The sequence below is a fragment of the Pseudomonas sp. NPDC089547 genome, from assembly GCF_050280665.1.
In the GTDB taxonomy this organism is placed as follows: Bacteria; Pseudomonadota; Gammaproteobacteria; order Pseudomonadales; family Pseudomonadaceae; genus Aquipseudomonas.
Map to the genome: position 1 here is coordinate 1 of NZ_JBNNVS010000041.1, position 25,170 is coordinate 25,170.

Genomic DNA, 25,170 nt, shown 5'->3' on the forward strand with positions numbered 1-25,170 from the left:
GAACGCCGGTTTGTTGATGTGTTTGCTCGCACGAACATCATCCATCAAACCGGCGTTCTTGTTTCTGTCTTTCCCGGGATTCCGTGAAGAACCTTAAATCAGCCCTCGATCTCGATCAGGATCTCACCCGGCGTTACACGGTCGCCCTTGGCCACGTGGATGGCCACGACCTTGCCGGCGATGGCGGCCTGCACTTCGGTCTCCATCTTCATGGCTTCGGTGATCAGCACGGCCTGGCCGGCCTTGACCATGTCGCCTTCCTTGACCAGCACATCAACGATGTTGCCTGGCATGTTGGTGCTGACGTGGCCCGGCTCGCTGGCCTGCTTGCGCTTGCTGCCGCCACCGCCGACAAACTCGTTGAGCGGCTCGAACACCACCTCTTCCGGCATGCCGTCGATCGACAGGTAGAAGTGACGCTTGCCTTCGGCCTTCACCCCCACACCCGTGATGTCTACGCGGTAGGTTTCGCCGTGCACGTCGATAACGAACTCGGTCGGTACGCCTTCACCGCCCGGGGCCGCCACCGCGCCGGCTTCCGGAATCGGCAGCAGGGCTTCTGGGGTCAGGGTGCCGGCTTCGCGCTCTTCGAGGAACTTGCGGCCGATGTCCGGGAACATGGCGAAGGTGAGCACGTCCTCTTCGCAACGGGCCAGGGCGCCGATGTCGCCACGCAGCTTGGTCATTTCCGGCTTCAGCAGGTCGGCCGGGCGTACGTCGATCACTTCTTCGCTACCGATCGCCTGACGGCGCAGCTGCTCGTTGACCACGCCAGGGGCCTTGCCATAACCACCCTGCAGGTACAGCTTCACTTCGTTGGTGATGGTCTTGTAACGCTCACCGGCCAACACGTTGAAGAACGCCTGGGTGCCGACAATCTGCGAGGTTGGCGTGACCAGCGGCGGGAAGCCAAGGTCTTCACGCACACGCGGGATCTCGGCCAGCACTTCGTTCATGCGGTTGAGTGCGCCCTGCTCCTTGAGCTGGTTGGCCAGGTTGGAAATCATGCCGCCCGGCACCTGGTTGACCTGCACGCGGGTGTCGACGGCGGTGAACTCGCTTTCGAACTGGTGGTACTTCTTGCGCACGGCGTAGAAGTACAGGCCGATTTCCTGCAGCAGTTCCAGGTCCAGGCCAGTGTCGAATTCGCTGCCCTTGAGCGCAGCAACCATCGACTCGGTACCCGGGTGGCTGGTGCCCCAGGCAAAGCTGGAGATGGCGGTGTCGATGTGATCGGCGCCGTTTTCAACAGCCTTGAGCTGGCACATGGCAGCCAGGCCAGCGGTGTCATGGGAGTGGATGAACACCGGCAGCGACTGCTCGGCCTTCAGCGCCCTGACCAGCTCGCCGGTAGCGAACGGCGTCAGCAGGCCGGCCATGTCCTTGATCGCGATCGAGTCGCAACCCATGGCTTCCATCTGTTTGGCCTGGGCTACAAAAGCGTCGATGGTGTGCACGGGGCTGACGGTGTAGGCGATGGTGCCTTGGGCGTGCTTGCCGGCGGCCTTGACCGCTTCGATGGCCACGCGCAGGTTACGCACGTCGTTCATGGCGTCGAAGATGCGGAACACGTCGATGCCGTTGACTGCAGCCTTGGCCACGAAGGCTTTGACCACATCGTCACTGTAGTGGCGGTAGCCCAGCAGGTTCTGGCCGCGCAGGAGCATTTGCAGGCGGGTATTGGGCAGGGCTGCGCGCAGCTTGCGCAGGCGCTCCCACGGGTCTTCTTTCAGGAAGCGCACGCAGGCGTCGAAGGTGGCGCCGCCCCAGACTTCCAGCGACCAGTAGCCGACCTTGTCGAGCTTTTCGCAGATCGGCAGCATGTCTTCGGTACGCATGCGGGTAGCCAGCAGGGACTGGTGGGCGTCGCGCAGGATCGTGTCGGTTACGTGAATTTTCTTGGACATTATGGGGTTCCTCACAGGCCTGCGTGGGCGGCGATGGCGGCGGCGATGGCCAGGGCCAGCTCTTCGGGTTTGCGCTTGATCGAGTAGTTGGTCAGTTCAGGGTGGCTTTCGACGAAGCTGGTATTGAACTGGCCGCTACGGAATTCCGGATTGCGCAGGATTTCCTGGTAGTACGCGGCGGTGGTCTTGACCCCTTGCACGCGCATGTCGTCCAGGGCCCGCAGGCCGCGGTCCATGGCTTCTTCCCAGGTCAACGCCCACACCACCAGTTTCAGGCACATGGAGTCGTAGAACGGCGGAATGGTGTAGCCGGTGTAGATCGCCGTGTCGGTGCGCACGCCCGGGCCGCCGGGGGCGTAGTAACGGGTGATCTTGCCGAAGCTGGGCAGGAAGTTGTTCTTCGGGTCTTCGGCGTTGATACGGAACTGCAGCGCGTAACCGCGGTGCAGGATGTCTTCCTGCTTGACCGACAGCGGCAGGCCCGAGGCAATGCGGATCTGCTCACGGACGATGTCGATACCGGTGATTTCCTCGGTGATGGTGTGTTCCACCTGCACCCGGGTGTTCATTTCCATGAAGTACACCTCGCCATCGGCGAGCAGGAACTCCACGGTACCGGCGTTCTCGTAGTTCACGGCCTTGGCCGCACGCACCGCCAGGTCGCCGATATAGGCGCGCTGCTCGGGGGTGAGCTGTGGGCTTGGCGCAATTTCGATGAGCTTCTGGTTACGACGCTGGATCGAACAGTCGCGCTCGAACAGGTGCACCACGTTGCCGAAGCTGTCACCGAGGATCTGCGCCTCGATGTGCTTGGGGTTGACGATGCACTTTTCCAGGAACACTTCGGCCGAGCCAAAGGCCTTGGTGGCCTCGGAAATGACCCGGGGGAAGTTCTGTTCCAGTTCTTCGCGGCTGTTGCAACGGCGAATACCGCGGCCGCCACCACCTGAAGTGGCCTTGAGCATCACCGGGTAACCGATGCGCTCACCTTCGCTCAGGGCTTCATGAATATCGGCAACGTTGCCTTCGGTACCGGGGGTTACCGGTACACCGGCGGCGATCATGGTGCGGCGCGCTTCGGTCTTGTCGCCCATGCGGCGAATCACGTCGGCGGCCGGGCCGATGAACTTGATCCCGCGCTCGGCGCAGATCTCTGCCAGTTCAGCGTTTTCCGACAGGAAACCATAGCCCGGGTGCAGGGCATCACAGCCGGTTTCCACAGCCAGGTTCACCAGCTTGCGCGGGTTCAGGTAACCGGCCAGCGGCTCGGCACCAATGCTGTGGGCTTCATCGGCGCGTTTGACATGCAAGGCGTGCCGATCGGCGTCGGAATAGATCGCTACCGAGCGTATGCCCATCTCGGCGCAAGCACGCACGATCCGAACTGCGATTTCACCTCGGTTGGCGATCAGGATTTTTTTTATCACTGGAGTCTTCCCAAAGCCGTAGGAACAGTCGAGCCGGTTCTACCGGTCGGCGCGTGACCAGTCGTTGCTGGCCAGTCGCGTATTCACCCTAGCGCTGTAGGTCGATAAACAAAAATCAATATTTGTTAGGGACAGCATTAGCAAAAGCTTATAGTTAGGTAACAAGGTATTGCCGAAGAGCCGATAAAAATGCGTAAGTCCTTGATGCGTATGACTTTGCGTCAATTGCAGATCTTCAATGAGGTGTGCGATTTGCGCTCGTACAGCCGAGCGGCGGAGGAGATGGCGCTGACGCAACCCGCCGTTAGTCTACAGATCCGCCAGCTTGAAGAGCTGATCGGCCAGCCGCTGTTCGAGTACGTGGGCAAGAAGCTCTACCTGACCGAAGCGGCCGAAGCCCTGCAACGCGCAAGCCGTGACATTTTCGGGCGGCTGGAGAGCCTGGACATGCAGCTGTCTGACATGCAGGGCTCACTGCAGGGGCAGCTGAAGCTGGCGATCGAGTCCAGTGCCAAGTACTTCGTGCCACACCTGTTCGCCGCCTTCAAGCAGCGCCACCCGGAGGTCAACCTGACCTTGACGGTGGTCAACCGCGCCCAGGCCATCCGCCGCCTTTCCGACAACCGTGACGACCTGATCATCATGTCGATGGTGCCGCAGGACATGGGCCTGGAGTTTCTGCCGTTCCTGAACAATCCGATTGTGGCAGTGGCACCGCCGGAGCACGCGCTGTGCAAGCTTGAGCAGTTGCGCCTGCAGGACCTGGAGCCTCATACCCTGCTGGTCCGCGAACAAGGCTCAGGCACGCGCAAGGCTTGCGAGGAGTACTTCAAGGACAAACGCGTGCACTTCACCCAAACCCTCGAAGTGGCTTCGGCCGATGCCCAACGCGAGTGCGTGATCGCCGGCCTGGGTATCGCCCTGCTGACCCGCCATGCAGTCAACCTGGAGCTGGCCACCGGTATGCTGAAGGAGCTACCGGTGGAGGAGCTGCCGCTGTACCGCAGCTGGTGCGTGGTGCAGTCCAAGGCCAAGCGGCAATCGCCGGTGGCCTTGGCGTTTCTGGCGTTCATTCGCAGCGAACGTGCGTTGATCAGCGCGCTTGTTGAGCGTTTTTCGGGGAAGCTGACGCTGAAGACTGCCACACTGTGAGTGCTTGCAACTCGGGATAATCCACCAAGTCGCGCAGCAATTGACGTTGGTCGCAATAGATCTCGATCGCGCGGCGGTATTCCATGCGGCGCTGATCCTTTTCCTGCTGTTTGCGAGCCTTGGCGTTGGGTTGGTAGTTACCTTCGTGGTCGCGTGCCATTGCCTGTCTCCCAGATAGGATGCGGGAGTTTCAGACTGGCCTGTTCGGTTTACGGTTTGGCTGTGGAATGGTGACAGAATCGTGAATTTTCGCTGCCTGTACCGGCCTATTCGCGGGCTCGCCCGCTCCCACAGGCACCCCACAGTATTCGGCCCTGTGGCTATCCTGTGGGAGCGGGTTTACCCGCGAAGAGGCCGGCACAGGCAATGAGATCAGTCGTCTGTAGCCTTGATCGACTTGGGCGACAAACGCAGGCTGCGCAAACTGCGTTTAACGCTTTTAAGGTGGTTGACCAGGCTCGGCCCACGCGCCATGGCCACGCCCATGGCCAACACGTCGATCACCACCAGGTGAGCGATACGTGAGGTCAGCGGTGTGTAGATTTCGGTGTCCTCATGCACATCGATCGCCAGGTTGACCGTCGACAACTCGGCCAGCGGGGTCTGGCTGGGGCACAGGGTAATCAGGTTGGCGCCACTCTCACGCACCAGGTTGGCGGTAATCAGCAGGTCCTTGGAGCGGCCCGACTGGGAAATGCACACCGCCACATCACCCGGCTTCAGAGTAACCGCCGACATCGCCTGCATGTGCGGGTCGGAATACGCGGCCGCACTGAGCAACAGGCGGAAGAACTTGTGCTGGGCGTCCGCCGCTACTGCACCCGATGCGCCAAAGCCATAGAACTCCACCCGCTGCGCCTGTGCCATGGCGCTCACTGCCTGTTGCAACGCATGCGGGTCGAGGTGCTCGCGCACTTCCATCAGGGTGTGCAGGGTGGTGTCGAAAATCTTCAGGCTGTAGTCGGCAACCGAGTCGTCCTCATGGATGGCGAACTGACCAAAACTGGCCCCGGCGGCCAGGCTCTGCGCCAGCTTCAGCTTGAGGTCCTGGAAGCCCGAACAACCGATGGCCCGGCAGAAACGCACGATGGTCGGTTCACTGATACCCACGTTATGCGCCAGGTCGGCCATGGAGCTGTGCATGACGGCAGCCGGGTCGAGCAGCACGTGGTCGGCCACTTTGAGTTCCGATTTGCGCAGCAGGTGGCGCGATTGGGCGATATGTTGCAACAGATTCACGGGCTGGACTCGGTTATGATCGGCTGGCCGGGTTGTAGCTTTCTTGTAGTTATACTACATGGACGCCAACCCGCCCAGTTAAACGAACGTGGAGAGTGGCGGTTTGACTATTCCTTGCGACATTCTGGTGTTCGGTGGCACCGGCGATCTGGCCCTGCACAAATTGCTTCCCGCGCTCTATCACCTGTTTCGCGAGACCCGCCTGAACAATGCCGTGCGCATCATCGCGCTGGCGCGGCGCAACCTGCCCCGCAACGACTATCTCAAGCTCGCCGAGCGCCACTGCAGGGCTCAGATTGCCCGCAACGACTTCGATGAAGAGGTGTGGCAGCGGTTTTCTGCCCGGGTCGACTATTTCGCCATGGATGCTTCGCAAAGCGCCGATTTTGGCCGCCTGGCACGCTACCTGGGCGAACCCGGCGGGCTGACCCGCATCTTTTACCTGGCCACCGATCCCAACCTGTTCGTATCAATTGCCAACCACCTGCGTAACGCTGGCTTGGCCGACCCCGAAGCGCGCATCGTGCTGGAAAAGCCGATCGGCCACTCGCTGGCGTCTGCCACCGCCATCAACGAAGCCATCGGCGCGGTGTTCGACGAGAACCAGGTATTTCGCATCGACCACTATCTGGGCAAGGAAACCGTACAGAACCTGATGGCGCTGCGCTTTGCCAACGCCCTGCTGGAACCGGTGTGGCGCAACAGCCAGGTCGACCATGTGCAGATCAGCGTTTGCGAGACCCTGGGGGTAGAGAACCGCGGCGCGTACTACGACCGCGCCGGGGCAACACGCGACATGCTGCAAAACCACCTGCTGCAGCTGCTGTGCCTCGTGGCCATGGAGCCACCTGCGCAGTTCGAGGCTGAAGCGGTACGTGACGAAAAGGTGAAGATCCTGCGGGCCCTCAAGCCGATTACTGGCCAGGACGTGCAGGACAAGACCGTGCGTGGCCAGTATGGCGCCGGGCATATCGGCGGCCAGGAAGTACCGGCCTATTACTTTGAAAAGGACGTCGACAACGACAGCGATACTGAAACCTTCGTTGCCATGGAGGCGCACATCGACAACTGGCGCTGGGCAGGTGTGCCCTTCTACCTGCGTACCGGCAAGCGCATGGCGCGGCGGTCTTCACAAATCGTCATCCAGTTCAAACCGGTACCCCATGAGCTGTTCAGCGGCGGCCAGGTAAACCAGCTGCTGATCCAGCTGCAACCGGATGAACGCATCAGCCTGCGCATGATGACCAAGAGCCCGGGCAAAGGCATGCGCCTGGAACCGGTAGACCTGGACCTGAACCTGGCCCAGGTGTTCAGCCAGACGCGCCGTTGGGAGGCTTACGAACGCTTGCTGCTGGACATTGTTGAGGGTGATTCGACACTGTTCATGCGCCGCGATGAAGTGGAGGCGGCCTGGCACTGGGTCGACCCGGTGATAAAGGGCTGGCAGGAGCACTTTCAGGCGCCACGCCACTATGTAGCCGGCAGCAATGGCCCGGAACAGGCCGTCAGCCTGCTGGCCAGGCATGGCAGGCATTGGCACAGCTGAAGCGCTTCGCTCTGCGTTGCGGGTAGGCGCTGCACGCAATCTGTCGCTCGGAAGGTGCATACGGCCCTTCCCTAGACAGGAGTATCAACATGTTCATCGAATGCAAAACCTGGACAGCCCAGCTCGACAAGATGCCACCAGGCACTCGCCTGCGGGTGCACGGCACAATCACCGTGGGCCATCCAGGCGTAGTACCGGTACTGGTCAAGCGCGCCATCCAGGACAGATCCTTTGCACTGGCCCTGGAGCTTGAGCTGAAAGAAGAGGAAGGCATCTTCAATCAGGTTGTCTGCGACAAGGAAGTGCGCATTGAACTGCCGGGCGAGCATGGCCCAATCCCGAAAGTGGATATTTTCCACGACGGTAAGGTGATCGCCACCATCACCGACATCATCGAAACCCACTGATGCCGACTGGCGGTCACGGCAGGCGAACAGCCTGCCGTGACCGCTTCGTACCAGGCGCGAGCTACCTATGGCCGCATCAGAGGGTGAATATTCATACAGTGCCATTTACCCTGCCCCTGCTGCGCCCTAGAATGGCCCGATGCACACAGATGACCTCTCCCTCCTGCTGAACTCCCTCAACGATGCTCAACGCCAGGCCGTCGCGGCCAAGCTCGGGCGTCAACTGGTGCTTGCTGGCGCCGGCTCCGGAAAAACCCGCGTGCTGGTGCATCGCATTGCCTGGCTGATCCAGGTGGAGCAGGCATCACCACACTCGATCCTGTCGGTGACCTTCACCAACAAGGCGGCGGCAGAAATGCGCCATCGGATCGAGCAACTGCTGGGGATCAACCCGGCAGGCATGTGGGTCGGCACGTTCCACGGCCTGGCCCATCGTTTGCTGCGGGCACACTGGCAGGAAGCGCGGCTGGCGCAGAACTTCCAGATTCTCGACAGCGACGACCAGCAACGCCTGATCAAGCGGGTGATGCGCGAGCTGGGGCTGGACGAGCAGAAGTGGCCTGCACGCCAGGCCCAGTGGTTCATCAACGGGCAAAAGGACGAAGGCCTGCGCCCACAACATATCCAGGCTGGCGGCGACCTGTTCCTGGCGACCATGCGCGAGGTCTATACCGCTTACGAGCAGGCCTGTGAGCGCGCCGGGGTCATCGACTTCTCCGAGCTGCTGCTGCGTGCCCTGGACCTGTGGCGCGACCACCCAGGCCTGCTGGAGCATTACCAGCGCCGCTTCAGCCACGTGCTGGTGGACGAGTTCCAGGACACCAACGCCGTGCAGTACGCCTGGCTGCGCCTGCTGGCGCGCGGTGGCCACAGCCTGATGGCGGTGGGTGACGACGACCAGTCGATCTACGGCTGGCGCGGGGCCAAGATCGAGAACATTCACCAGTACACCGCCGACTTCCCTGACGCCGAAATGATCCGCCTTGAGCAGAATTACCGCTCCACCGGCGGCATCCTCAAGGCCGCCAACGCGCTGATCGTCAACAATACCGGGCGCCTGGGCAAAGAACTGTGGACCGACATGGGCGAAGGCGAGCCGCTGACCCTGTACGCGGCCTACAACGAGCACGACGAAGCGCGCTACGTGGTGGAAACCATCGAAAGCCTGGTCAAGCAGGGCAATGCACGTAACGAAATCGCCATCCTGTACCGTTCCAACGCCCAGTCGCGGGTGCTGGAAGAAGCCCTGTTGCGCGAGCGTGTCCCCTACCGTATCTATGGTGGCCAGCGCTTCTTCGAACGCGCCGAAATCAAGAACGCCATGGCGTACCTGCGGCTGATCGAAGGGCGTGGCAACGATGCTGCCCTGGAGCGGGTAATCAATGTGCCGCCGCGTGGCATTGGCGAGAAAACCGTCGAAGCCATCCGCGAGCACGCCCGCCACAGCCAGGCATCAATGTGGGAGGCCATGTGCCAACTGCTCGCTGCCAAGGCCCTGAAAGGCCGCGCCGCCAGCGCCCTGGGTGCGTTCATCGAACTGATCGAAGGGCTGGCTGCCAAAGTCGTGGACATGCCACTGCATACCATGACCCAGACCACCATCGAACAGTCCGGGCTGATCATCTATCACCAGGAAGAAAAAGGTGAAAAGGGCCAGGCACGGGTAGAAAACCTTGAGGAACTGGTCAGCGCAGCGCGCAACTTCGAGCCCACCGACGAAGACGCCGATCTCTCGCCGCTTTCGGCCTTCCTCGGCCACGCCTCGCTGGAGGCTGGCGACACCCAGGCCGACGAGCACGAAGACAGCATCCAGCTGATGACGTTGCACAGCGCCAAGGGCCTGGAATTCCCCTACGTGTTCCTGGTGGGCATGGAAGAAGGCCTGTTCCCGCACAAGATGAGCCTGGAAGAACCCGGCCGCCTGGAAGAGGAACGCCGCCTGGCCTATGTCGGGATTACCCGCGCCATGCGTCAGCTGATCATGACCTATGCCGAGACACGCCGCCTCTATGGCAGCGAGACCTACAACAAGGTGTCGCGTTTCGTACGTGAAATTCCGGCAGGCCTGATCCAGGAAGTGCGCCTGTCCAACAGTGTCAGTCGCCCGTTCGGTGGGGCCAAGGCAGCCACCAACAGCAACCTGTTCGCCAATGCCAGCATTCCGCAGACGGCTTTCAACCTTGGCCAGCGTGTTCAGCATGCGGTGTTTGGCGAGGGTGTGATCCTCAACTTCGAGGGCTCCGGAGCCCAAGCGCGGGTGCAGGTTAATTTTGCCGAAGGTAGCAAGTGGCTGATGCTGGGCTATGCCAAGCTCGAGGCCCTGTAACATTCAGGCAAAAGCTCGAAACACTCTGTCGCTGGTCATGTGCACGGGAACCTGTGCACCATGACGCGCGTGCAATCCACAACAGGGGATATCCCACTTATGCAACGTTTTCTTAGCATCGCTCTGGCGCTCTGCGTCGGCCTGACGCTGAGCCTGGACGCCAATGCCAAGCGTTTCGGCGGCGGCAAGAGCTCGGGCTCCGCGCCTATCCACCAGACCCGTCAGGCTACGCCAACCACGCCTGCCGCCGCGCCGACCGCACCTGGTCGTGCAGCCCCGGCCGCCAGCGGTGCTTCGCGCTGGTTGGGCCCACTGGCCGGCCTGGCCGCCGGTGGTCTGCTGGCGTCCATGTTCATGGGCGACGGTTTCGAAGGCTTCCAGATCATGGACTTCCTGATCGTGGCGCTCATCGCCTTCCTGGTGTTCCGCTTCATCGCTGCACGCCGCCGTCAGCAGCAGCCGCAAATGGCCATGCCAGGCCATGCGCCAATGCAGCGTGAGGCTCACGCGCAGCCTGCCCAGCCGTCGGTCTTTGGTAGTTCCGCCGCACCTGCCGCCGCAGCTGCGCCGGTAATCAACGCCCCGGCATGGTTCAACGAGCAAAGCTTCCTGGCTGCCGCCCGTAACCACTTCCAGTCGCTGCAGCAGCACTGGGATGCCAACGAAATGGACAAGATCGCCGAGTTCGTTACCCCGCAAATGCTCGAGTTCCTCAAGCGCGAGCGTGCTGAACTGGGTGACGGCTTCCAGTCCACCTACATCGACAACCTCGAAGTACAACTCGACGGTGTCGACGACCGCGCTGACCGTACCGACGCCACCCTGACCTTCCGTGGTGTGTCGAAGAACTCGCGCTTCGACCAGGGCGAAGTGTTCAGCGAAAGCTGGCACATGGTTCGCGCCCCAGGCGAGAACCAGCCTTGGCTGGTGGCCGGTATCCGTCAAAACGGCTAACCGCTGCGTGCTGCACAAAAAACCCCGGGCCTGTCCCGGGGTTTTTGCTTTTGCCAGAGTGGCCTACTAGGGTATAACGCGCAGCGTTGTCATCTAGGTCAGAGGAAGTGAACCGTGGAAGAAGTGATCGAACAACTCCGTGAAGCCAATCAGCCCGTACCCGTGCCCCTTGAGCTTCCCGACGAGGACCAGTTGGTCGAAATCGAAGAAGAGCTGTTCATCAACATTCCGTTCGTGTTCAAAGAGTTTCTACTGACCGTCAGTGACGTGGTGTATGGCTCGCTGGAGCCGGTGACTGTCACCGACCCGCAGTCGCACACTTACCTGCCCGATGTCGCCGCCAACGCCTGGGATGCCGGCGTGCCGCGAGACCTTATTCCGCTGTGCCAGGACGGCGACAACTACTACTGCGTCGAGGAAGACGGAACCGTGGTGCTGTGGGAAGCGGAAGAGGAAATTGTTGGCGAAGACAGCTGGGAATCGGTGTGGCACTGGGCGCGGGATGTTTGGCTGGAGAGCTGATCACTACCCTTTGCCAGGTTAGCGCGCGCCCCTGGAGCGGCCTTGTGTCGCGATAGGGCTGCGAAGCAGCCCCGGCAATCTTCGCACCAGTGCAGAAATCGTGGGGCTGCTTCGCAGCCCTATCGCGACACAAGGCCGCTCCTACAAGGTCGTGCGTAGGCAGAAACAGGAATGATTATGGCTTAGTGCCATCAATGGAGTTAAAATCGCCAGGCTTTCTGCGCCTGGCGACATTGCTACCGCTCCATCCCCTCGGACGACGATGAAATCTTGCGCAGGGAGCATTGCTCCCCTCAGTGCGTGTTCTCGCGACTGTTCTCCAGCGTCTCCAGCAAAGCAATCTGCATGCGCGTATGCACACGGATGAACCAGCGCCACAACAACGCCACCACCACCGCAGCCACCACGGCAATCACCAGCAGCAATTCACTGGTCGGCAGAATGCTCGCTGAAAGCGCCGAAAGCAGCAGGAAAATCACCAGCAGCGACAATAGCGGGATGACCTCGGCAATCACGCGGCGCACACGCTGGGTATGCCGCCCGGCCATTTCCGGCTTCACGCCCATCTCTGCCAGCAGCATCGACAGTGCCTTGAGCTTGCGATAGGCGGCAATCAGGAAGGGCAGCGACAGCAACAGCGCCGCCCCCCAGATCATCGCCTTCTGCTGGCTGACATCGCTGACCCACTCACTAAGCCAGTTGCCGATACGCCCTGCGAAGTAGCCGCCACTGAAGAAGATGGCGACCACCAGCGCCAGGTTCACGCCCACTTGCAACAGGATGCGCCGGATCATCGCCGCCAGCATGGCGCCCTCGCCCTGTGGCTGGATGTTGCGTAGCCACTCGCCATACAACGAGAGCACCCGCGCCAGGCGGCTAGGCACAATATTGCCAAGCTTTTGCGACAACGGGTCGGCCGCGCGGATCAGGTAAGGCGTTAACAGGGTGGTGATTGCCGATACGGCGACCGCCACGGGGTAAAGGAAGTCGCTGGTCACCTGCAAGGTCATGCCCAGCGCGGCGATGATGAACGAGAACTCGCCAATCTGCGAAAGCCCCATGCCAACCCGCAACGACGTGCGCCCATCATTGCCGGCAATGAACGCCCCCATGCCGCAGGACAGCATCTTGCCCAACACTACCGCCAAGGTGATGACCACGATCGGCCAGGCGTAATCGACCAGCACTTGAGGGTCGATCATAAGGCCGATGGCAACGAAGAAGATGGCGCTGAACATGTCGCGCACCGGCTCGATCAGGCGCTCGATTTTCAGTAGCTGGCGTGACTCGGCCATGATCGCGCCAATCAGGAAGGCGCCCAGCACCATGCTGTATTCAAGCTTCACCACCAGCAGGCAGAAGCCGAAGCACAGGCCCAGCACGGTAATCAGCAGCATTTCGTTGCTTTCGAACTTGGCCACATAGGCCAGCAGGCGCGGCACCAGCAGGATGCCGATGACCAAGGCGACGATCATGAACAGCGAGAGCTTGCCGACGGTGGAGAACACCTCGCCCGAGCTGACCGTGCCGCTGACGGCGATGCCCGACAACAGCGCGATGATACCGATACCCAGGATGTCCTCGACGATCAATACGCCAAAGATCAGCTGGGCAAAGCGCTCGTTCTTCATCTTCAGGTCATTCAGCGCCTTGACGATGATGGTGGTCGAGGAAATGGCCAGGATGGCGCCGAGGAACAGTGAATCCATGGTGTTCCAGCCGAACCAGCGGCCGATTTCGAAGCCGATCCAGATCATCAGCACGATTTCCAGGAACGCCGCGATAAACGCCGTAGCGCCCACCTTGAACAGCTTGCGCAGGCTGAACTCCAGCCCCAGGCAGAACATCAGGAAGATCACCCCCAGCTCGGCGAGGGTCTTGATGGTGTCCTCGTCATGGATCAAGCCGAACGGCGGGGTGTGCGGGCCAATGATGAAGCCGGCGACGATGTAACCCAGCACCACGGGCTGCTTGAGCCGGTGAAACAGAATAGTGACCACGCCAGCGACCAGCATGATGACTGCCAGGTCCTGGATGAAGCTGATGGCATGCATGGCGTGATACTCCTTTTCTCGTCTTTTCTGGATGCCTGGGCAGACCGCTCCTCTGCCAAGGCAAACCCGAGCGAGCAGCAAGTACATACTGTATTGAATGCAGGAAACCCCATGTTGCATGGGCGTACTCAGGTTAACATCGCACCCCGCCGCAAAAAGCCGGTGCAATATGCAGAAACAGATCGGCTGGAAACGCGCCGCTGATGGCATGATCAGCGTGACGATGGCGCGTCAGCCAACGTCCCGTATCAGCAAGGCAAATTCAAAAGAGGGGAACAGAAGTGTCAGCAGATAACGCCCTCCATTCGCCCGATTCAGCGCAACCTCACCGTGAGCACACTATGGAACCTGGAAACGCCCAGCTGAGCATGACCGTCCTGATGACCCCGGACATGGCCAACTTTTCTGGCAACGTACATGGCGGCACCCTGCTCAAATACCTCGACGAAGTGGCCTACGCGTGCGCCAGCCGCTATGCCGGCAGCTATGTGGTGACCTTGTCGGTTGACCAGGTAATCTTCCGCGAGCCCGTGCACGTGGGTGAACTGGTGACCTTCCTTGCATCGGTCAACTACACCGGCAACACCTCGATGGAGGTCGGTATCAAGGTGGTGACCGAGAACATCCGCGAGCGCTCGGTTCGCCACTCCAACAGCTGCTTCTTCACCATGGTCGCGGTCGACGACAACCGCCGCCCGGTACCGGTGCCGCCGCGCCAGCCGCACAGCAGTGAAGAAAAGCGCCGCTTCCTGCAAGGTCAGCAGCGCCGCCAGATCCGCCAGGAACTGGAGAAGCGCTATCAGGACCTGAAAACCGACGCGATTTAAAACGCCAGCTGCTGCGCCTCGAAGCGCACCCGTGGGTGGGCGATGCGGTCCTGGGCCCGTACCAGCTGCAGTTCGTAGCTGGCGCAGGCCTGGGTTTCCAGCAAAACCTCATGCACTGCGGCAGCGGTGTACTCGAATGCCTGTACCCAGCTGTCGCCGAGCAGCACGCGCGCCAGGAACAGGCCCGAGGTGAGGTCGCCCACCCCCACCGGCTGACGCGGGAACGCCAACAGCGGGCGGCGCAGGTGCCAGCTGCGTTCGGCGGTCACCAGCAGCATTTCGAACTGGTCTTCGCCCCGCCCGGGGTAAGCCAGGTGCTTGACCAGCACCACCTGCGGCCCACGCTGCAGCAGGCTGCGCGCCATGTTTACGCAATCCTCCAGCGACTGCGCGCGGCGCCCACAGAAGCTGTCCAGCTCCAGCTGGTTGGGGCACAGGATGTCGGCCCTGGCCGCTGCCTCGTCGAGCAGGAAATCGCTGACTTCCGGTGGCACGATGCAGCCCTTTTCAGGGTGCCCCATGACCGGGTCGCACAAGTACAACGCTTTTGGGTTTACCGCCTTGATACGCTCGACCCCGGCCAGGATCGCCCGCCCTTGCTCGGCACTGCCCAGATAGCCGGAAAGCACCGCATCGCAGTGCCCCAGCTCGCCGATGTTGGAAATACCTTCTACCAACGCAGGAATTTGCGCCGGGGCAAGCACTTCACCCGCCCACTGGCCATACTGAGTGTGATTGGAGAACTGCACGGTATTGAGCGGCCAGACATTGACCCCGATACGCTGCATGGGAAACACCGCAGCGCTGTTTCCGGCGTGGCCGAACACCACATGGGACTGGATGGCGAGCAGGTGCGGGGTACGTTTCATGCGGGAAGTTTCCAAAGCTGTTTCAAAGGATTGTGCACAGCGCAGTATGAACTCGATTGCCACCTGTACGACAGGCCAGGGACGCAGTTAAGCTGGATCTACCTGTTTGGAGCATATGCAAATGTTGACCCTGGAGAACCTCTTCGTCCTGATGCTGGTAGCCACGGCAGGCGCCTGGTTGTGGCACAACCATGGGTTGCGCGAAAAAGCCCTGGAACGGGTCAAACAGCATTGCGCCAAGCTCGACCTTGAGCTGCTCGACGACGCCGTCGCACTGAAGCGCATCGGCTTTGTCCGTGATGCCAATGGCCGCAAGCGCCTGGCACGCATCTATGCCTTCGAGTTCACCGTCACCGGCGAGCAACGCCACCCCGGTACCGTGACCCAGTTCGGCGCACACAGCGTGCAGATCGAACTGGCGCCCTACCCATTCGAAATCAAGACCCCGCCCCGCACCGACAACGTCATCGAGATGCAGCAGTGGCGCCAGGAACACAATCGCTGGCGCAACTGATCAGATCACGCGGCATTCGCTCAACCCGGCTTGCAATGCGGGTTGCGATTGCGGCTGATCGAAAATCAGCTCGATACGCGTATCCCTGCGCCAGTCGCTCGGCTGCCAGTCAGGCATGGTTCCATTCAGCCCATTGAATGATTGCCAGCCCTCCTCGCTGTGGATAACCCCCTTCGCACGCCGCCATGGCCAAGTGCGCAAGAACGCCATTAGCCGCTGTGGATAAAAACGCTGCGCAGGGTGCCAGCGCCAGCCAATGCTCCAACCTCCCTCCCCCTCCTGGGCAAGACAGATCGGCTGGCCGGGGTCTGTCCACACTATTGTTGGGGCTCGCCCAAGATTGTCGACAATCCTGTTTTCATCAAATGGGCTGTCGACAATCTTTGCGCCCCCGCCAGGAAGGCTTGATAAAGGCACCTGACCTTGTACGGACCAGAGTATGTTCTTGTCAGGAAACTTATTAGTTATCAACAACTTGGATATTTCATCCACAGCCTCTGACTTGTTGAAAACCACGCTGTCGGACGCGTTGAAAGCCTGTTGCTGGGCCTCCGGAAGCGGCTCGTTTCGCACAATGGATTGCGCATCGACAACCATCAACAATGGCTGGATTGTCAGCACTCCAGACCAAGGGACCTGCTGTAATTGAGCAAGCAACTGCAACGGGTGACCCAGACCGGACGGCTCGATAAACAGCCGGTCAGGCCGGGATTTGCGCAACAACCGGCCCAGGCCCACCTGGAACGGCATACCGTTGACACAGCACAGGCAGCCGCCCGCAACCTCACCGATGGCGATGCCATCTTCGTCACGGCTGAGCAAAGCCGCATCCAGGCCAACCAGGCCGAATTCGTTGATCAATACCGCCCAGCGTTCGTTGTCCGGGCGCTGGGCCAGCAAGTGGCGGATCAGGGTAGTCTTGCCGGCCCCCAGTGGGCCGGCAATCACATGGGTGGGAATGTTCTGCAGCATGGGATGGCTTCAGGCGGGGTGGTAGCTCACTATGCGCCGTCAAGCTAGCCAGTCAAGGCTGAGCAACAGGCGCCCCTGCTGGCCCGAGGGTGAGCGGTGCACCAGGCCCGCGCCTTCGTTCCCCTGCCACTTCTCGCCTTTAAGCACAGCCACCTGGCCAGCGTGCAGATGCTGGATGTTATCCACAGAAGAAAGTGCTGTGTGTAACTCACCACGTGGGCTTTCCTGCTCTCGCAGCCACTCGCTACCGGGCCCTGTGTAGGTGGTAAGCAGCCGCACAGGCACGTTATCCACATGGAAACGCGGGCACATGGGGCCGGCCAGTACCCGCAAGCGCAAACCGACCCGCCGTGCACCCAGCAGACAGGCGTAGGCAGCCACCAGCCAGGTCACATCGGCTACGAAGGCTTCGTAGCCTTGCAAGTCGGCCGCTTCACGCAGAAGGTCTGGCAAAACCGGCATCTGTTGCTCGTCCACATCGATTACGCGCTGATCTGCCAGCGGTTGGCCAAGGCTGACCACCAATTCGGCAAAATCCTCCAGCTGTGGCGGCAAGCGCCGGCGCCAAACCGCCAGGTTCACGCCATCTCGTAATACTTCGGTAAGCACCTGAGGGGTTTCACCGAACACCTGAAAGATATCCACAGGCTTGAGCGCCGGGTTCATGCGGCCTCCTCCTGGTACCAAGGGCCAAATGGATCGTCTAGGCGCAACCAGCCCATGTGGCCCAAGCCCATTTCTTCATCCGTCAACAGGCATGCATCAAGTTCTGTGGATAACTGTTCGAAGTCGATACTCTGCCCGATAAACACCAGTTCCTGCCGGCAGTCACCGGTCTCAGCGGTCCAGTGTTTCAGGATCTCGGTCGTGTTATCCACATCCTGGGGCCAATGATCTCGCGGTACAAAACGCCACCAGCGACCCGCCAGGCCATGGCGCATCATGCCACCCGCCTGCGACCAGCTACCGGCTTCCTGATACTTGCTGGCCAACCAGAAAAAGCCCTTCGAGCGCAGCAGGCGACCATTGCTCCAGGGCTTGTGGATAAAGTCGAAAAAGCGCTGTGGATGAAGCGGCCGCCGGGCCTGCCAGGTGGTGGCTGCAATGCCATATTCTTCAGTCTCCGGCACATGCTCGCCGCGCAATTCTTGCAACCAACCAGGCGCCTGGGCGGCCTGGTCGAAGTCGAACAGGCCAGTGTCCAGGATGCGTGCCAACGGCACCTGGCCCATGACCATGGGCACGATCTGCGCCCGGGCATTGAGGCTGCGCAAAATGGCCATGAGCTCATCGCGCTCGTGCTGGCTGATCAGGTCGATCTTGCTCAGCAGCAGCACGTCGGCGAACTCGACTTGTTCGATCAGCAGGTCACTGATCGATCGTTCGTCTTCCCCACCCAGTGTTTCGCCACGGCTAGCCAGGCTGTCTGCTGCCTGGTAATCGCGCATGAAATTCAGGCCATCGACCACCGTGACCATGGTGTCCAGACGCGCCATATCAGACAAGCTGCGGCCCTGCTCGTCGCGAAAGGTGAAAGTCTCGGCAACTGGCAGTGGCTCGGAGATACCCGTGGACTCGATGAGCAAATAATCGAAACGGCCTTCTTCGGCCAGCCGCGCCACCTCTTCCAGCAGGTCTTCACGCAGTGTGCAGCAGATGCAGCCGTTGCTCATCTCGACCAGTTTCTCTTCAGCGCGGTTAAGGCTGACGTTGCGCTGCACCTCGCTGGCGTCGATGTTGATTTCACTCATGTCGTTGACGATGACCGCAACCCGCAGGTTGTCACGGTTACGCAGTACATGGTTGAGCAAGGTGCTCTTGCCGGCGCCAAGGAAGCCGGACAGCACGGTGACGGGGAGACGATTGGACATGGCGAAACCTCTTCAGGCGAGCGCATTCGAAACGATGCATTGCACAATGTTATAAAGTAACAATACAATTTCGCCAAGCCGTTCTCGACGGACGCGTATTCACCGGGGATGAAAAATGAACCTGCCACGCGCCATGGTGTTGTTTTTGCTCGCCATGCCCACTTCGCTGTTCGCCATGCCAAAGAGCAGCCCGTTGGCGGTGTGTACCCGCAGCGCGACACTGCTTGCCTGCCAGGACGGCAAGGGCAGCTACTACAGCGTGCGCAGCGAAGGCAGCACGTTCTACCTGCGCGGCTATGACTCCGGCAGCCGGCGCCTGTGGGCACAAACCAACAGCCGCTATGGCACGTTGACCTTTTTTACCGGCCTGGCGAGCGATGGCGAAGCCTGGGTGGGTTACAGCCGTCGCGTTGGCTGGACCACCCTGAACCGCGTATCCAGTTCCAGCGGGCAGCGCTTCAAGCTGCATTGCAGCTTGGTAGGCGGTTGCCAGTGATGACTCTTTTTGTTTGGAATTCCAGATGACCCAGCTCAAGCTCCCCGACATCGCTGCACAAACCCTGGAGTACACCTTGCCTTTGGACTGGGTGGGCATGTGCGGGATCGCCTTGCCTGTGCAATTCGAAGGGCGCACAGCAGCCGCCAAAATCGATGCTGGGGTAAGTCTGGTAGACGGCAGCTCACGCGGCATCCATATGTCGCGGCTTTACCTTGCCCTGGAGTCATTGGAGCACCAGCCCCTCACCCCGCTAACAATCAGGCAGCTACTGGCTGATTTCCTGAGCAGCCATGAAGGACTTTCTTCGGCAGCCTACCTGCGCCTGCGCTTTGAGCATCTGCTGAAAAGGCCGGCCTTGATCAGCCCACTGGCAGGCTGGAAGAGCTATGCCGTAACGGTCGATGCACGAATAGAAAATGAAATGTTCCACGTGGAACTATCTGTTTCCGTACCCTATTCCTCCACCTGTCCATGCTCCGCTGCACTCGCACGGCAGCTGATTCAACAGCAGTTCCTGGACGACTTCAGCGAAGAGCAGGTCGAAAAATCCGCAGTTTTGCAGTGGCTTGGTAGCGCCGAAGGTATTGTGGCCACGCCCCACAGTCAACGCAGTACCGCGCAAATCCAGGTACGGCTGCGCAGCAATGAACACGCATTACCCATCACCGAATTGATCGATTGCATTGAGGCAAGCTTGGGTACCGCTGTGCAGACTGCGGTGAAGCGCGCGGACGAACAAGCCTTCGCCTTGGCCAATGGGCAGAACCTGATGTTCTGTGAAGACGCCGCACGACGACTGCACAAGGCACTACGGCAAACGGAATGGAGCACGGCCTTCAAGCTGCGCGTTGAGCACGCAGAAAGCCTGCATGCTCACGACGCCGTTGCCACCAGCCAATGGCAATGGGACGTCAGCTGCGCGGTTTGACCGTGCCACAATCATTGCCCAGCCACACCGCACGGGTGTTCATACTGCCTTGCTGCTGCACACCCGAGGCGTTGAAGGTACCACTGACCTGAGTGGTGAATTCCCGGTCGCTAAGAAAGGTAGCCTGGCCAGTACCCTGCGCCTTGGGGCAGCTGAACTGAAACTTCCACACATTACCGGTACGGTCCGTGATCTTCTGGGTACAACCTGACTTCGGGTCCTGCAAGGGGATATCGTTGGTCGCCACCTGCTCGGGCGTGAGGCAGGAGCGCACGCCGTTGCCACCCACTGTCACCCCTTGTTTGGCCAACACCCCCTCCATCATCGCGCGCTGCTCGGGTGGCAGGTTTTTCAACTGACTGAGCATGAACTGCATGTCGGGTAACGGCTTGCCATCGACCTGCATGTTGCTGGTGGTCAGCTCCCACAAACCTGGCTGCAGCACCTGGGCATGCACCAGAGGGCTGCTCACAGCTAGGGCCAACGCCAACAGTGGCAGACGAATCTTCATGGACGATCGCTCCTGGAAAAACCGGCCAAGCGGGCCGGGCTGAACCTTGGACGCCAAATCCACCTTCAGGTTGCAAGGCGGGCCGGGAACGTGTTCTGTTAGCTCAAGTGTACTCGGCAAGCAGGATGCATATGGATTACCACAGCCCCTACTTTTTTGGTTACCTACTCGGCCTGATTCACCTACTGGGTATCGTCGCCGCACTGCACGCGATCTTTACCGTGCGCACCGCCCAAGGCGCCATCGCCTGGGCCATGCCCTTGTTCTTCATCCCCTACCTTACCTTGATCCCTTATCTGGTTTTTGGCGCCCGTTCGTTCTATGCCTATATCAAGGCCAGGCGCCAGGCCAACCAGGAAATGCACGTGGCCATGGCCAACCTCAACTGGCGGCCCTGGGTAGAAGAAGCCCTCACCGCCCGTGAATCAGAAAGCTACGCAGCCCTGCGCGCCATGCCCAAACTGGGGCGCATGCCTTGTCTGGCCAATAACCAGGTGAAGTTGCTGATTGATGGTAAAGCCACCTTCGATGCCATCTTCGCTGCCATCGACAAAGCCCGCGATGTGGTGCTGGTGCAGTTCTTCATCATCCATGACGACAACCTCGGCAAGGCATTACAGCAACTGCTGTTGCGCAAGGCTGCCGAAGGGGTGCAAGTCTTCGTGCTCTACGACCGCGTCGGCAGCCATGCATTGCCAGCTAGCTACAGCCAGCAACTGCGGGAAGGTGGTGTACAAATCCACGCCTTCGCCACCCGCCGCGGCTGGTTCAACCGCTTCCAGGTGAACTTCCGTAACCATCGCAAGATTGTGGTGGTGGACGGCCTGCTCGGTTTCATCGGTGGCCATAACGTGGGCGACGAATACCTCGGCGAGCATCCCCAGCTTTCCCCTTGGCGCGACACCCATGTGCAGATCAGCGGGCCAGTGCTGGCCTGCCTGCAGGAGTCATTCGCCGAAGACTGGTACTGGGCCACGCGCCAGTTACCACCGCTGATCCTCCCAGATACCTACCCGGATAACGGCGTGCTTTGCCAGGCCTTGGCCAGCGGCCCGGCCGATCCACAGGAAACCTGCTCGCTGTTCTTCCTCGAAGCGATCCATTCGGCTACCCGACGGGTGTGGATCACCAGCCCTTATTTCATCCCTGACGAGGCGGTGTTCGCCGCCTTGCGCCTCGCCGTACTGCGTGGGGTTGATGTGCGGGTGCTGATCCCGTCTCGGCCAGACCACCGGGTTGTCTATGCCGCCTCCAGCCTGTTCGCCTTCGAAGCGGTGCGTGCGGGTGTGCGCATGTTCCGCTATCAGCCGGGCTTCCTGCATCAGAAGGTGGTGCTGGTGGATGACGATGTCAGCGCGATTGGCAGCGCCAATTTGGACAACCGCTCGTTCCGCCTGAACTTCGAAATTACCCTGCTTACGGTAGATCGTGGCTTCGCCGATCAGGTCGAGCAGATGCTGAAGGATGACTTTGAGCAGGCACAGGAGATCACGGCTGAAGACAGCCGCGATACCCATCGGCTGCAGCAATTGGGGATGCGCATTGCACGGCTTATCTCCCCGATCCTTTGATGTTAAACGCGGTCCCTGTAGGAGCGGCCTTGTGTCGCGATGGGCCGCAAAGCGGCCCCGGCAACTTGTGCGGCACTGCTTAAACCCCGGGGCCGCTTTGCGGCCCATCGCGACACAAGGCCGCTCCTACAAGTTGGCACAATGCAGATCTAGCGGTACAAGTCCTCGCGGGTCCAGGGCAGGTCATGATGCCCATCGGCATACGGCTTGACCGCCAGAATCTGATGCAGATTGATCCACCCCTTCTGGAACGCATAAGCACACCCGGCCAGGTACAGGCGCCAGATTCGCAAGGTCTTCTCCGGCACCAGCGCCGCCGCCTTGTGCAGCTGGTTCTCCAGGTTCTCGCTCCAGTGGTGCAGGGTTTTGGCGTAGTGCAAACGCAGGCTCTCCACATCCACCACCTCCAGCCCTGTTTCACAGATGCTGGCGGTGATCATCGACAAGTGGGGTAGCTCGCCATGGGGGAATACATAGCGGTCGATAAATTCACCCGCGCCGCGCCCAACCGGCCTGCCATCGATGTGCTTGGCAGTGATGCCATGGTTCATCACCAGCCCCCCTTCCCTCACTGCCCCGAACAGCTTTTGGCAATACAACGACAAGTTGGCATGCCCGACATGTTCGAACATGCCAACACTCACAACCTTGTCGAAGCGTCCATCCTGCGGCAGGTCGCGGTAGTCGAGAATCTGCAGCTCCACCTTGTCGGCCAGGCCTTCGGCTTTCACTCGCTGGCGGCCGAGCTTCAATTGCTCCTTGCTCAAGGTAATGCCGAATACCTTGGCGCCATATTCGCGTGCAGCGAAACGCGCCAGCCCACCCCAACCGCAACCGACATCGAGCAAGTAGTCACCCGCGTCCAGCCGCAGCTTGCGGCAAAGGTGGTCGAATTTATCCTGCTGCGCTTGATCCAGCGTATTGTCCGGTTCACGGAAGTAGGCGCACGAATAAGCCATGTCCTGATCCAGCCACAGCTGGTAGAACGCGTTGGAAACGTCGTAGTGGTAGGAAATGGCTTCGGCGTCAGTGTGCTTGTCATGAGACAGGCGTTGCGGCAGCTGTTCATCTTCCTCCCTGAACAGCGCTTCACTCAGCTCATCGCATACACGGATGGCTTCACCAATATCGCCTTCCAGCTCCAGCTTGCCTTCGACGAATGCAGTGCCCAGCTGTTCCATGCTTGGGTGGGTCAGCTGGCCGATCAGCTGTGGCTCCTTGACCAGGATGGTGACCTGGGGGCTTGGCCCCAGATCGAACTGGTTGCCGTCCCACAGTTTCAACCGCAGCGGCAGGTGCAAGCTCTGAAGTGCCGGTGGAAGTTGCGCAAGCATGAACGACCCTCCTGTCCGAAATTGGCCACGACGCCTGATATTTCGAACGTCGCCGGATCAGAGTAGTTCATTCGTGGGAGCTTTCCTCTAAACAAGACCATGGTCTAGAACCAACTGATCTTATCCATACGGTGGATTGTATACAATTCTTGCGTCTCGGCTTAACCTTGTGCCCCTCTCGCTTCCTCATCCTGGAGTTGAACCCATGAAATCCTATGACGTGGTGATCATCGGCGGTGGCCCTGGCGGCTACAACGCAGCCATCCGAGCCGGCCAGTTGGGCCTGAGCGTGGCCTGTGTGGAAGGCCGCTCAACCTTGGGCGGCACCTGCCTGAACGTGGGCTGCATGCCCTCCAAGGCACTGCTGCATGCCTCCGAACTGTACGAGGCCGCCAGCGGTGAAGAGTTCGCCCACCTCGGCATTGAAGTAAAGCCCACCCTCAACCTCGCCCAGATGATGAAACAGAAGGACGAGAGCGTGACCGGCCTGACCAAGGGCATCGAATACCTGTTCCGCAAGAACAAGGTCGACTGGGTCAAAGGCTGGGGCCGCCTGGATGGCGCCGGCAAGGTTGTGGTGAAAGCTGAAGATGGCAGCGAAACGGTGCTGCAGGCCAAGGACGTGGTCATTGCCACCGGTTCCGAACCCACCCCTCTGCCGGGCGTGACCATCGATAACCAGCGCATCATCGACTCGACCGGCGCGCTGTCGCTGCCGCAAGTGCCCAAGCACTTGGTAGTGATTGGTGCCGGCGTGATCGGCCTGGAGCTGGGTTCGGTGTGGCGTCGCCTGGGTAGCCAGGTAACCGTCATCGAGTACCTCGACCGCATCTGCCCAGGTACCGACACGGAAACCGCCAAGACCCTGCAAAAGGCACTCGCCAAGCAAGGCATGGTGTTCAAGCTGGGTAGCAAAGTCACCCAAGCCACTGCGAGTGCCGATGGGGTTAGCCTGACGCTGGAGCCTGCCGCCGGCGGCAGCGCAGAATCGCTGCAGGCCGATTACGTGCTGGTAGCTATCGGCCGCCGCCCTTATACCAAAGGGCTGAACCTTGAAAGCGTGGGCCTGGAAACCGACAAGCGCGGCATGCTCGGCAACCAACACCACCGCACCTCAGTGCCAGGTGTATGGGTGATTGGTGACGTCACTTCCGGCCCGATGCTGGCGCACAAGGCAGAAGACGAAGCGGTAGCCTGCATCGAGCGCATCGCCGGCAAGCCGCACGAGGTCAACTACAACCTCATCCCTGGGGTAATCTATACCCGCCCGGAGTTGGCCACCGTGGGCAAGACCGAAGAGCAACTCAAAGCCGAAGGGCGTGCCTATAAAGTAGGCAAGTTCCCCTTCACCGCCAACAGCCGCGCCAAGATCAACCATGAGACCGAAGGCTTCGCCAAGGTCATCGCCGATGCCGAAACCGATGAAGTCCTCGGCGTGCATCTGGTTGGCCCAAGCGTCAGCGAGATGATCGGCGAGTTCTGCGTGGCCATGGAGTTCTCGGCTTCGGCAGAAGACATCGCCCTCACCTGCCACCCGCACCCGACCCGCTCCGAGGCCCTGCGCCAGGCAGCGATGAATGTGGACGGGATGGCGATGCAAATCTGACCGAAGCGGTTCTTTTCCAGATAGCAGAAAGAAGAAAGCCCTCCACGTGGAGGGCTTTCATGGTTTTCCTCAATAAAGACCGTATTTTCAATGCCTTACGGAACGCAGGCTGTGGACCTTTCTGACACTTTCGC

23 protein-coding genes are annotated in these 25,170 nt (G+C 60.4%); 12 read left to right on the forward strand and 11 right to left on the reverse strand.

Annotated features, from left to right (window positions below):
- Positions 1-98: 98 nt before the first annotated feature.
- Positions 99-1,907 (reverse strand): sodium-extruding oxaloacetate decarboxylase subunit alpha, encoded by a 1,809-nt coding sequence (oadA, locus tag ACQKPZ_RS22180; protein ID WP_427542201.1) that lies wholly within the window; start codon positions 1,905-1,907, stop codon positions 99-101.
- 11 nt (positions 1,908-1,918) lie between these two features.
- On the reverse strand, positions 1,919-3,334 hold the full coding sequence (locus tag ACQKPZ_RS22185; RefSeq protein WP_427542204.1) for an acetyl-CoA carboxylase biotin carboxylase subunit: 1,416 nt from the start codon (positions 3,332-3,334) through the stop codon (positions 1,919-1,921).
- A 189-nt stretch (positions 3,335-3,523) separates the two neighbouring features.
- Here ACQKPZ_RS22185 and ACQKPZ_RS22190 point away from each other — a divergent pair, with 189 nt between their 5' ends.
- The gene (locus ACQKPZ_RS22190) at positions 3,524-4,486 is read left to right on the forward strand and encodes a LysR family transcriptional regulator (protein ID WP_427542207.1); all 963 of its coding nucleotides are present in this window, start codon (positions 3,524-3,526) and stop codon (positions 4,484-4,486) included.
- Here ACQKPZ_RS22190 and ACQKPZ_RS22195 read toward each other — a convergent pair.
- A complete protein-coding gene (locus ACQKPZ_RS22195) occupies positions 4,428-4,646 on the reverse strand; it encodes a PA3496 family putative envelope integrity protein (protein WP_391131305.1) in 219 nt (72 codons plus the stop codon). The two genes, ACQKPZ_RS22190 and ACQKPZ_RS22195, sit on opposite strands and share 59 nt — an antisense overlap.
- 212 nt (positions 4,647-4,858) lie before the next feature.
- The gene (gene hexR, locus ACQKPZ_RS22200; protein WP_391131303.1) at positions 4,859-5,725 is read right to left on the reverse strand and encodes a transcriptional regulator HexR; all 867 of its coding nucleotides are present in this window, start codon (positions 5,723-5,725) and stop codon (positions 4,859-4,861) included.
- Positions 5,726-5,828: 103 nt separating this feature from the next.
- Between hexR and zwf the strand changes: the two genes are divergently transcribed.
- The 5 genes from zwf to ACQKPZ_RS22225 all read left to right on the forward strand — a co-directional run bounded on the left by zwf (position 5,829) and on the right by ACQKPZ_RS22225 (position 11,480).
- Positions 5,829-7,271 carry a glucose-6-phosphate dehydrogenase gene (zwf, locus tag ACQKPZ_RS22205; protein ID WP_427542210.1) on the forward strand — a complete coding sequence of 481 codons (1,443 nt, stop codon included), beginning with the start codon at positions 5,829-5,831 and terminating at the stop codon, positions 7,269-7,271.
- Between the two features lie 89 nt (positions 7,272-7,360).
- Entirely contained in the window at positions 7,361-7,678 is a 318-nt protein-coding gene (locus ACQKPZ_RS22210; protein WP_427542213.1) for a hypothetical protein, read from the forward strand.
- Positions 7,679-7,817: 139 nt separating this feature from the next.
- The gene (gene uvrD, locus ACQKPZ_RS22215; protein WP_427542216.1) at positions 7,818-10,004 is read left to right on the forward strand and encodes a DNA helicase II; all 2,187 of its coding nucleotides are present in this window, start codon (positions 7,818-7,820) and stop codon (positions 10,002-10,004) included.
- Between the two features lie 99 nt (positions 10,005-10,103).
- On the forward strand, positions 10,104-10,958 hold the full coding sequence (locus ACQKPZ_RS22220; protein ID WP_427542218.1) for a Tim44 domain-containing protein: 855 nt from the start codon (positions 10,104-10,106) through the stop codon (positions 10,956-10,958).
- A gap of 114 nt (positions 10,959-11,072) precedes the next feature.
- Complete coding sequence (locus ACQKPZ_RS22225; protein ID WP_284357001.1) at positions 11,073-11,480, forward strand: SMI1/KNR4 family protein; 408 nt, start codon at positions 11,073-11,075, stop codon at positions 11,478-11,480.
- 293 nt (positions 11,481-11,773) lie between these two features.
- Here ACQKPZ_RS22225 and ACQKPZ_RS22230 read toward each other — a convergent pair whose 3' ends face one another.
- Positions 11,774-13,534, reverse strand: a complete 1,761-nt coding sequence (locus ACQKPZ_RS22230) for a cation:proton antiporter (protein ID WP_427542221.1) — start codon at positions 13,532-13,534, stop codon at positions 11,774-11,776.
- A gap of 341 nt (positions 13,535-13,875) precedes the next feature.
- On the opposite strand from ACQKPZ_RS22230, the gene ACQKPZ_RS22235 reads away from it, so the two are divergent.
- On the forward strand, positions 13,876-14,361 hold the full coding sequence (locus ACQKPZ_RS22235; protein ID WP_003253263.1) for an acyl-CoA thioesterase: 486 nt from the start codon (positions 13,876-13,878) through the stop codon (positions 14,359-14,361).
- Here the strand turns inward: ACQKPZ_RS22235 and pdxY are convergent.
- Positions 14,358-15,230, reverse strand: a complete 873-nt coding sequence (gene pdxY, locus ACQKPZ_RS22240) for a pyridoxal kinase PdxY (protein WP_427542224.1) — start codon at positions 15,228-15,230, stop codon at positions 14,358-14,360. The genes ACQKPZ_RS22235 and pdxY overlap by 4 nt on opposite strands.
- 121 nt (positions 15,231-15,351) lie before the next feature.
- Here pdxY and ACQKPZ_RS22245 point away from each other — a divergent pair, with 121 nt between their 5' ends.
- The gene (locus tag ACQKPZ_RS22245; RefSeq protein ID WP_391131289.1) at positions 15,352-15,744 is read left to right on the forward strand and encodes a DUF3301 domain-containing protein; all 393 of its coding nucleotides are present in this window, start codon (positions 15,352-15,354) and stop codon (positions 15,742-15,744) included.
- On the opposite strand, the gene ACQKPZ_RS22250 is transcribed toward ACQKPZ_RS22245, so the two are convergent.
- From ACQKPZ_RS22250 to zigA, 3 genes are read right to left on the reverse strand one after another with little or no spacing between them, the layout of a single operon-like run.
- A complete protein-coding gene (locus ACQKPZ_RS22250) occupies positions 15,745-16,716 on the reverse strand; it encodes a CobW family GTP-binding protein (RefSeq protein WP_427542227.1) in 972 nt (323 codons plus the stop codon).
- A gap of 39 nt (positions 16,717-16,755) precedes the next feature.
- Positions 16,756-17,382 (reverse strand): DUF1826 domain-containing protein, encoded by a 627-nt coding sequence (locus ACQKPZ_RS22255; protein WP_427542229.1) that lies wholly within the window; start codon positions 17,380-17,382, stop codon positions 16,756-16,758.
- A complete protein-coding gene (zigA, locus tag ACQKPZ_RS22260) occupies positions 17,379-18,587 on the reverse strand; it encodes a zinc metallochaperone GTPase ZigA (protein ID WP_427542232.1) in 1,209 nt (402 codons plus the stop codon). The genes ACQKPZ_RS22255 and zigA overlap by 4 nt, the downstream gene beginning before the upstream one ends.
- Positions 18,588-18,702: 115 nt before the next feature.
- Here zigA and ACQKPZ_RS22265 point away from each other — a divergent pair, with 115 nt between their 5' ends.
- Both ACQKPZ_RS22265 and folE2 read left to right on the forward strand, forming a co-directional pair.
- Positions 18,703-19,083, forward strand: coding sequence for a glutamine synthetase (locus ACQKPZ_RS22265; RefSeq protein ID WP_391131280.1), 381 nt, complete (start codon positions 18,703-18,705; stop codon positions 19,081-19,083).
- Positions 19,084-19,108: 25 nt separating this feature from the next.
- A complete protein-coding gene (gene folE2 / locus ACQKPZ_RS22270) occupies positions 19,109-20,014 on the forward strand; it encodes a GTP cyclohydrolase FolE2 (RefSeq protein WP_427542235.1) in 906 nt (301 codons plus the stop codon).
- Here folE2 and ACQKPZ_RS22275 read toward each other — a convergent pair.
- Positions 19,998-20,525, reverse strand: coding sequence for a DUF3617 domain-containing protein (locus ACQKPZ_RS22275; RefSeq protein WP_391131277.1), 528 nt, complete (start codon positions 20,523-20,525; stop codon positions 19,998-20,000). The genes folE2 and ACQKPZ_RS22275 overlap by 17 nt on opposite strands.
- 131 nt (positions 20,526-20,656) lie before the next feature.
- On the opposite strand from ACQKPZ_RS22275, the gene cls reads away from it, so the two are divergent.
- Complete coding sequence (gene cls / locus ACQKPZ_RS22280) at positions 20,657-22,096, forward strand: cardiolipin synthase (protein WP_427542238.1); 1,440 nt, start codon at positions 20,657-20,659, stop codon at positions 22,094-22,096.
- Between the two features lie 149 nt (positions 22,097-22,245).
- Here the strand turns inward: cls and cfaB are convergent, their stop codons facing one another.
- Positions 22,246-23,430, reverse strand: coding sequence for a C17 cyclopropane fatty acid synthase CfaB (gene cfaB, locus ACQKPZ_RS22285; protein WP_427542241.1), 1,185 nt, complete (start codon positions 23,428-23,430; stop codon positions 22,246-22,248).
- Positions 23,431-23,635: 205 nt separating this feature from the next.
- On the opposite strand from cfaB, the gene lpdA reads away from it, so the two are divergent.
- Entirely contained in the window at positions 23,636-25,036 is a 1,401-nt protein-coding gene (gene lpdA, locus ACQKPZ_RS22290) for a dihydrolipoyl dehydrogenase (RefSeq protein ID WP_391131271.1), read from the forward strand.
- The last annotated feature ends 134 nt before the right edge of the window (positions 25,037-25,170 follow it).

Excerpts from the sequence above, each read along its gene's own strand:
- oadA (WP_427542201.1), bottom strand. The coding sequence starts at position 1,907 with ATGTCCAAGAAAATTCACGTAACCGACACGATCCTGCGCGACGCCCAC.
- ACQKPZ_RS22190 (WP_427542207.1), top strand. The coding sequence starts at position 3,524 with ATGCGTAAGTCCTTGATGCGTATGACTTTGCGTCAATTGCAGATCTTC.
- ACQKPZ_RS22195 (WP_391131305.1), bottom strand. The coding sequence starts at position 4,646 with ATGGCACGCGACCACGAAGGTAACTACCAACCCAACGCCAAGGCTCGC.
- ACQKPZ_RS22210 (WP_427542213.1), top strand. The coding sequence starts at position 7,361 with ATGTTCATCGAATGCAAAACCTGGACAGCCCAGCTCGACAAGATGCCA.
- uvrD (WP_427542216.1), top strand. The coding sequence starts at position 7,818 with ATGCACACAGATGACCTCTCCCTCCTGCTGAACTCCCTCAACGATGCT.
- ACQKPZ_RS22220 (WP_427542218.1), top strand. The coding sequence starts at position 10,104 with ATGCAACGTTTTCTTAGCATCGCTCTGGCGCTCTGCGTCGGCCTGACG.
- ACQKPZ_RS22230 (WP_427542221.1), bottom strand. The coding sequence starts at position 13,534 with ATGCATGCCATCAGCTTCATCCAGGACCTGGCAGTCATCATGCTGGTC.
- ACQKPZ_RS22235 (WP_003253263.1), top strand. The coding sequence starts at position 13,876 with ATGGAACCTGGAAACGCCCAGCTGAGCATGACCGTCCTGATGACCCCG.
- pdxY (WP_427542224.1), bottom strand. The coding sequence starts at position 15,230 with ATGAAACGTACCCCGCACCTGCTCGCCATCCAGTCCCATGTGGTGTTC.
- ACQKPZ_RS22245 (WP_391131289.1), top strand. The coding sequence starts at position 15,352 with ATGTTGACCCTGGAGAACCTCTTCGTCCTGATGCTGGTAGCCACGGCA.
- ACQKPZ_RS22250 (WP_427542227.1), bottom strand. The coding sequence starts at position 16,716 with ATGCTGCAGAACATTCCCACCCATGTGATTGCCGGCCCACTGGGGGCC.
- ACQKPZ_RS22255 (WP_427542229.1), bottom strand. The coding sequence starts at position 17,382 with ATGAACCCGGCGCTCAAGCCTGTGGATATCTTTCAGGTGTTCGGTGAA.
- zigA (WP_427542232.1), bottom strand. The coding sequence starts at position 18,587 with ATGTCCAATCGTCTCCCCGTCACCGTGCTGTCCGGCTTCCTTGGCGCC.
- ACQKPZ_RS22265 (WP_391131280.1), top strand. The coding sequence starts at position 18,703 with ATGAACCTGCCACGCGCCATGGTGTTGTTTTTGCTCGCCATGCCCACT.
- folE2 (WP_427542235.1), top strand. The coding sequence starts at position 19,109 with ATGACCCAGCTCAAGCTCCCCGACATCGCTGCACAAACCCTGGAGTAC.
- ACQKPZ_RS22275 (WP_391131277.1), bottom strand. The coding sequence starts at position 20,525 with ATGAAGATTCGTCTGCCACTGTTGGCGTTGGCCCTAGCTGTGAGCAGC.
- cls (WP_427542238.1), top strand. The coding sequence starts at position 20,657 with ATGGATTACCACAGCCCCTACTTTTTTGGTTACCTACTCGGCCTGATT.
- cfaB (WP_427542241.1), bottom strand. The coding sequence starts at position 23,430 with ATGCTTGCGCAACTTCCACCGGCACTTCAGAGCTTGCACCTGCCGCTG.
- lpdA (WP_391131271.1), top strand. The coding sequence starts at position 23,636 with ATGAAATCCTATGACGTGGTGATCATCGGCGGTGGCCCTGGCGGCTAC.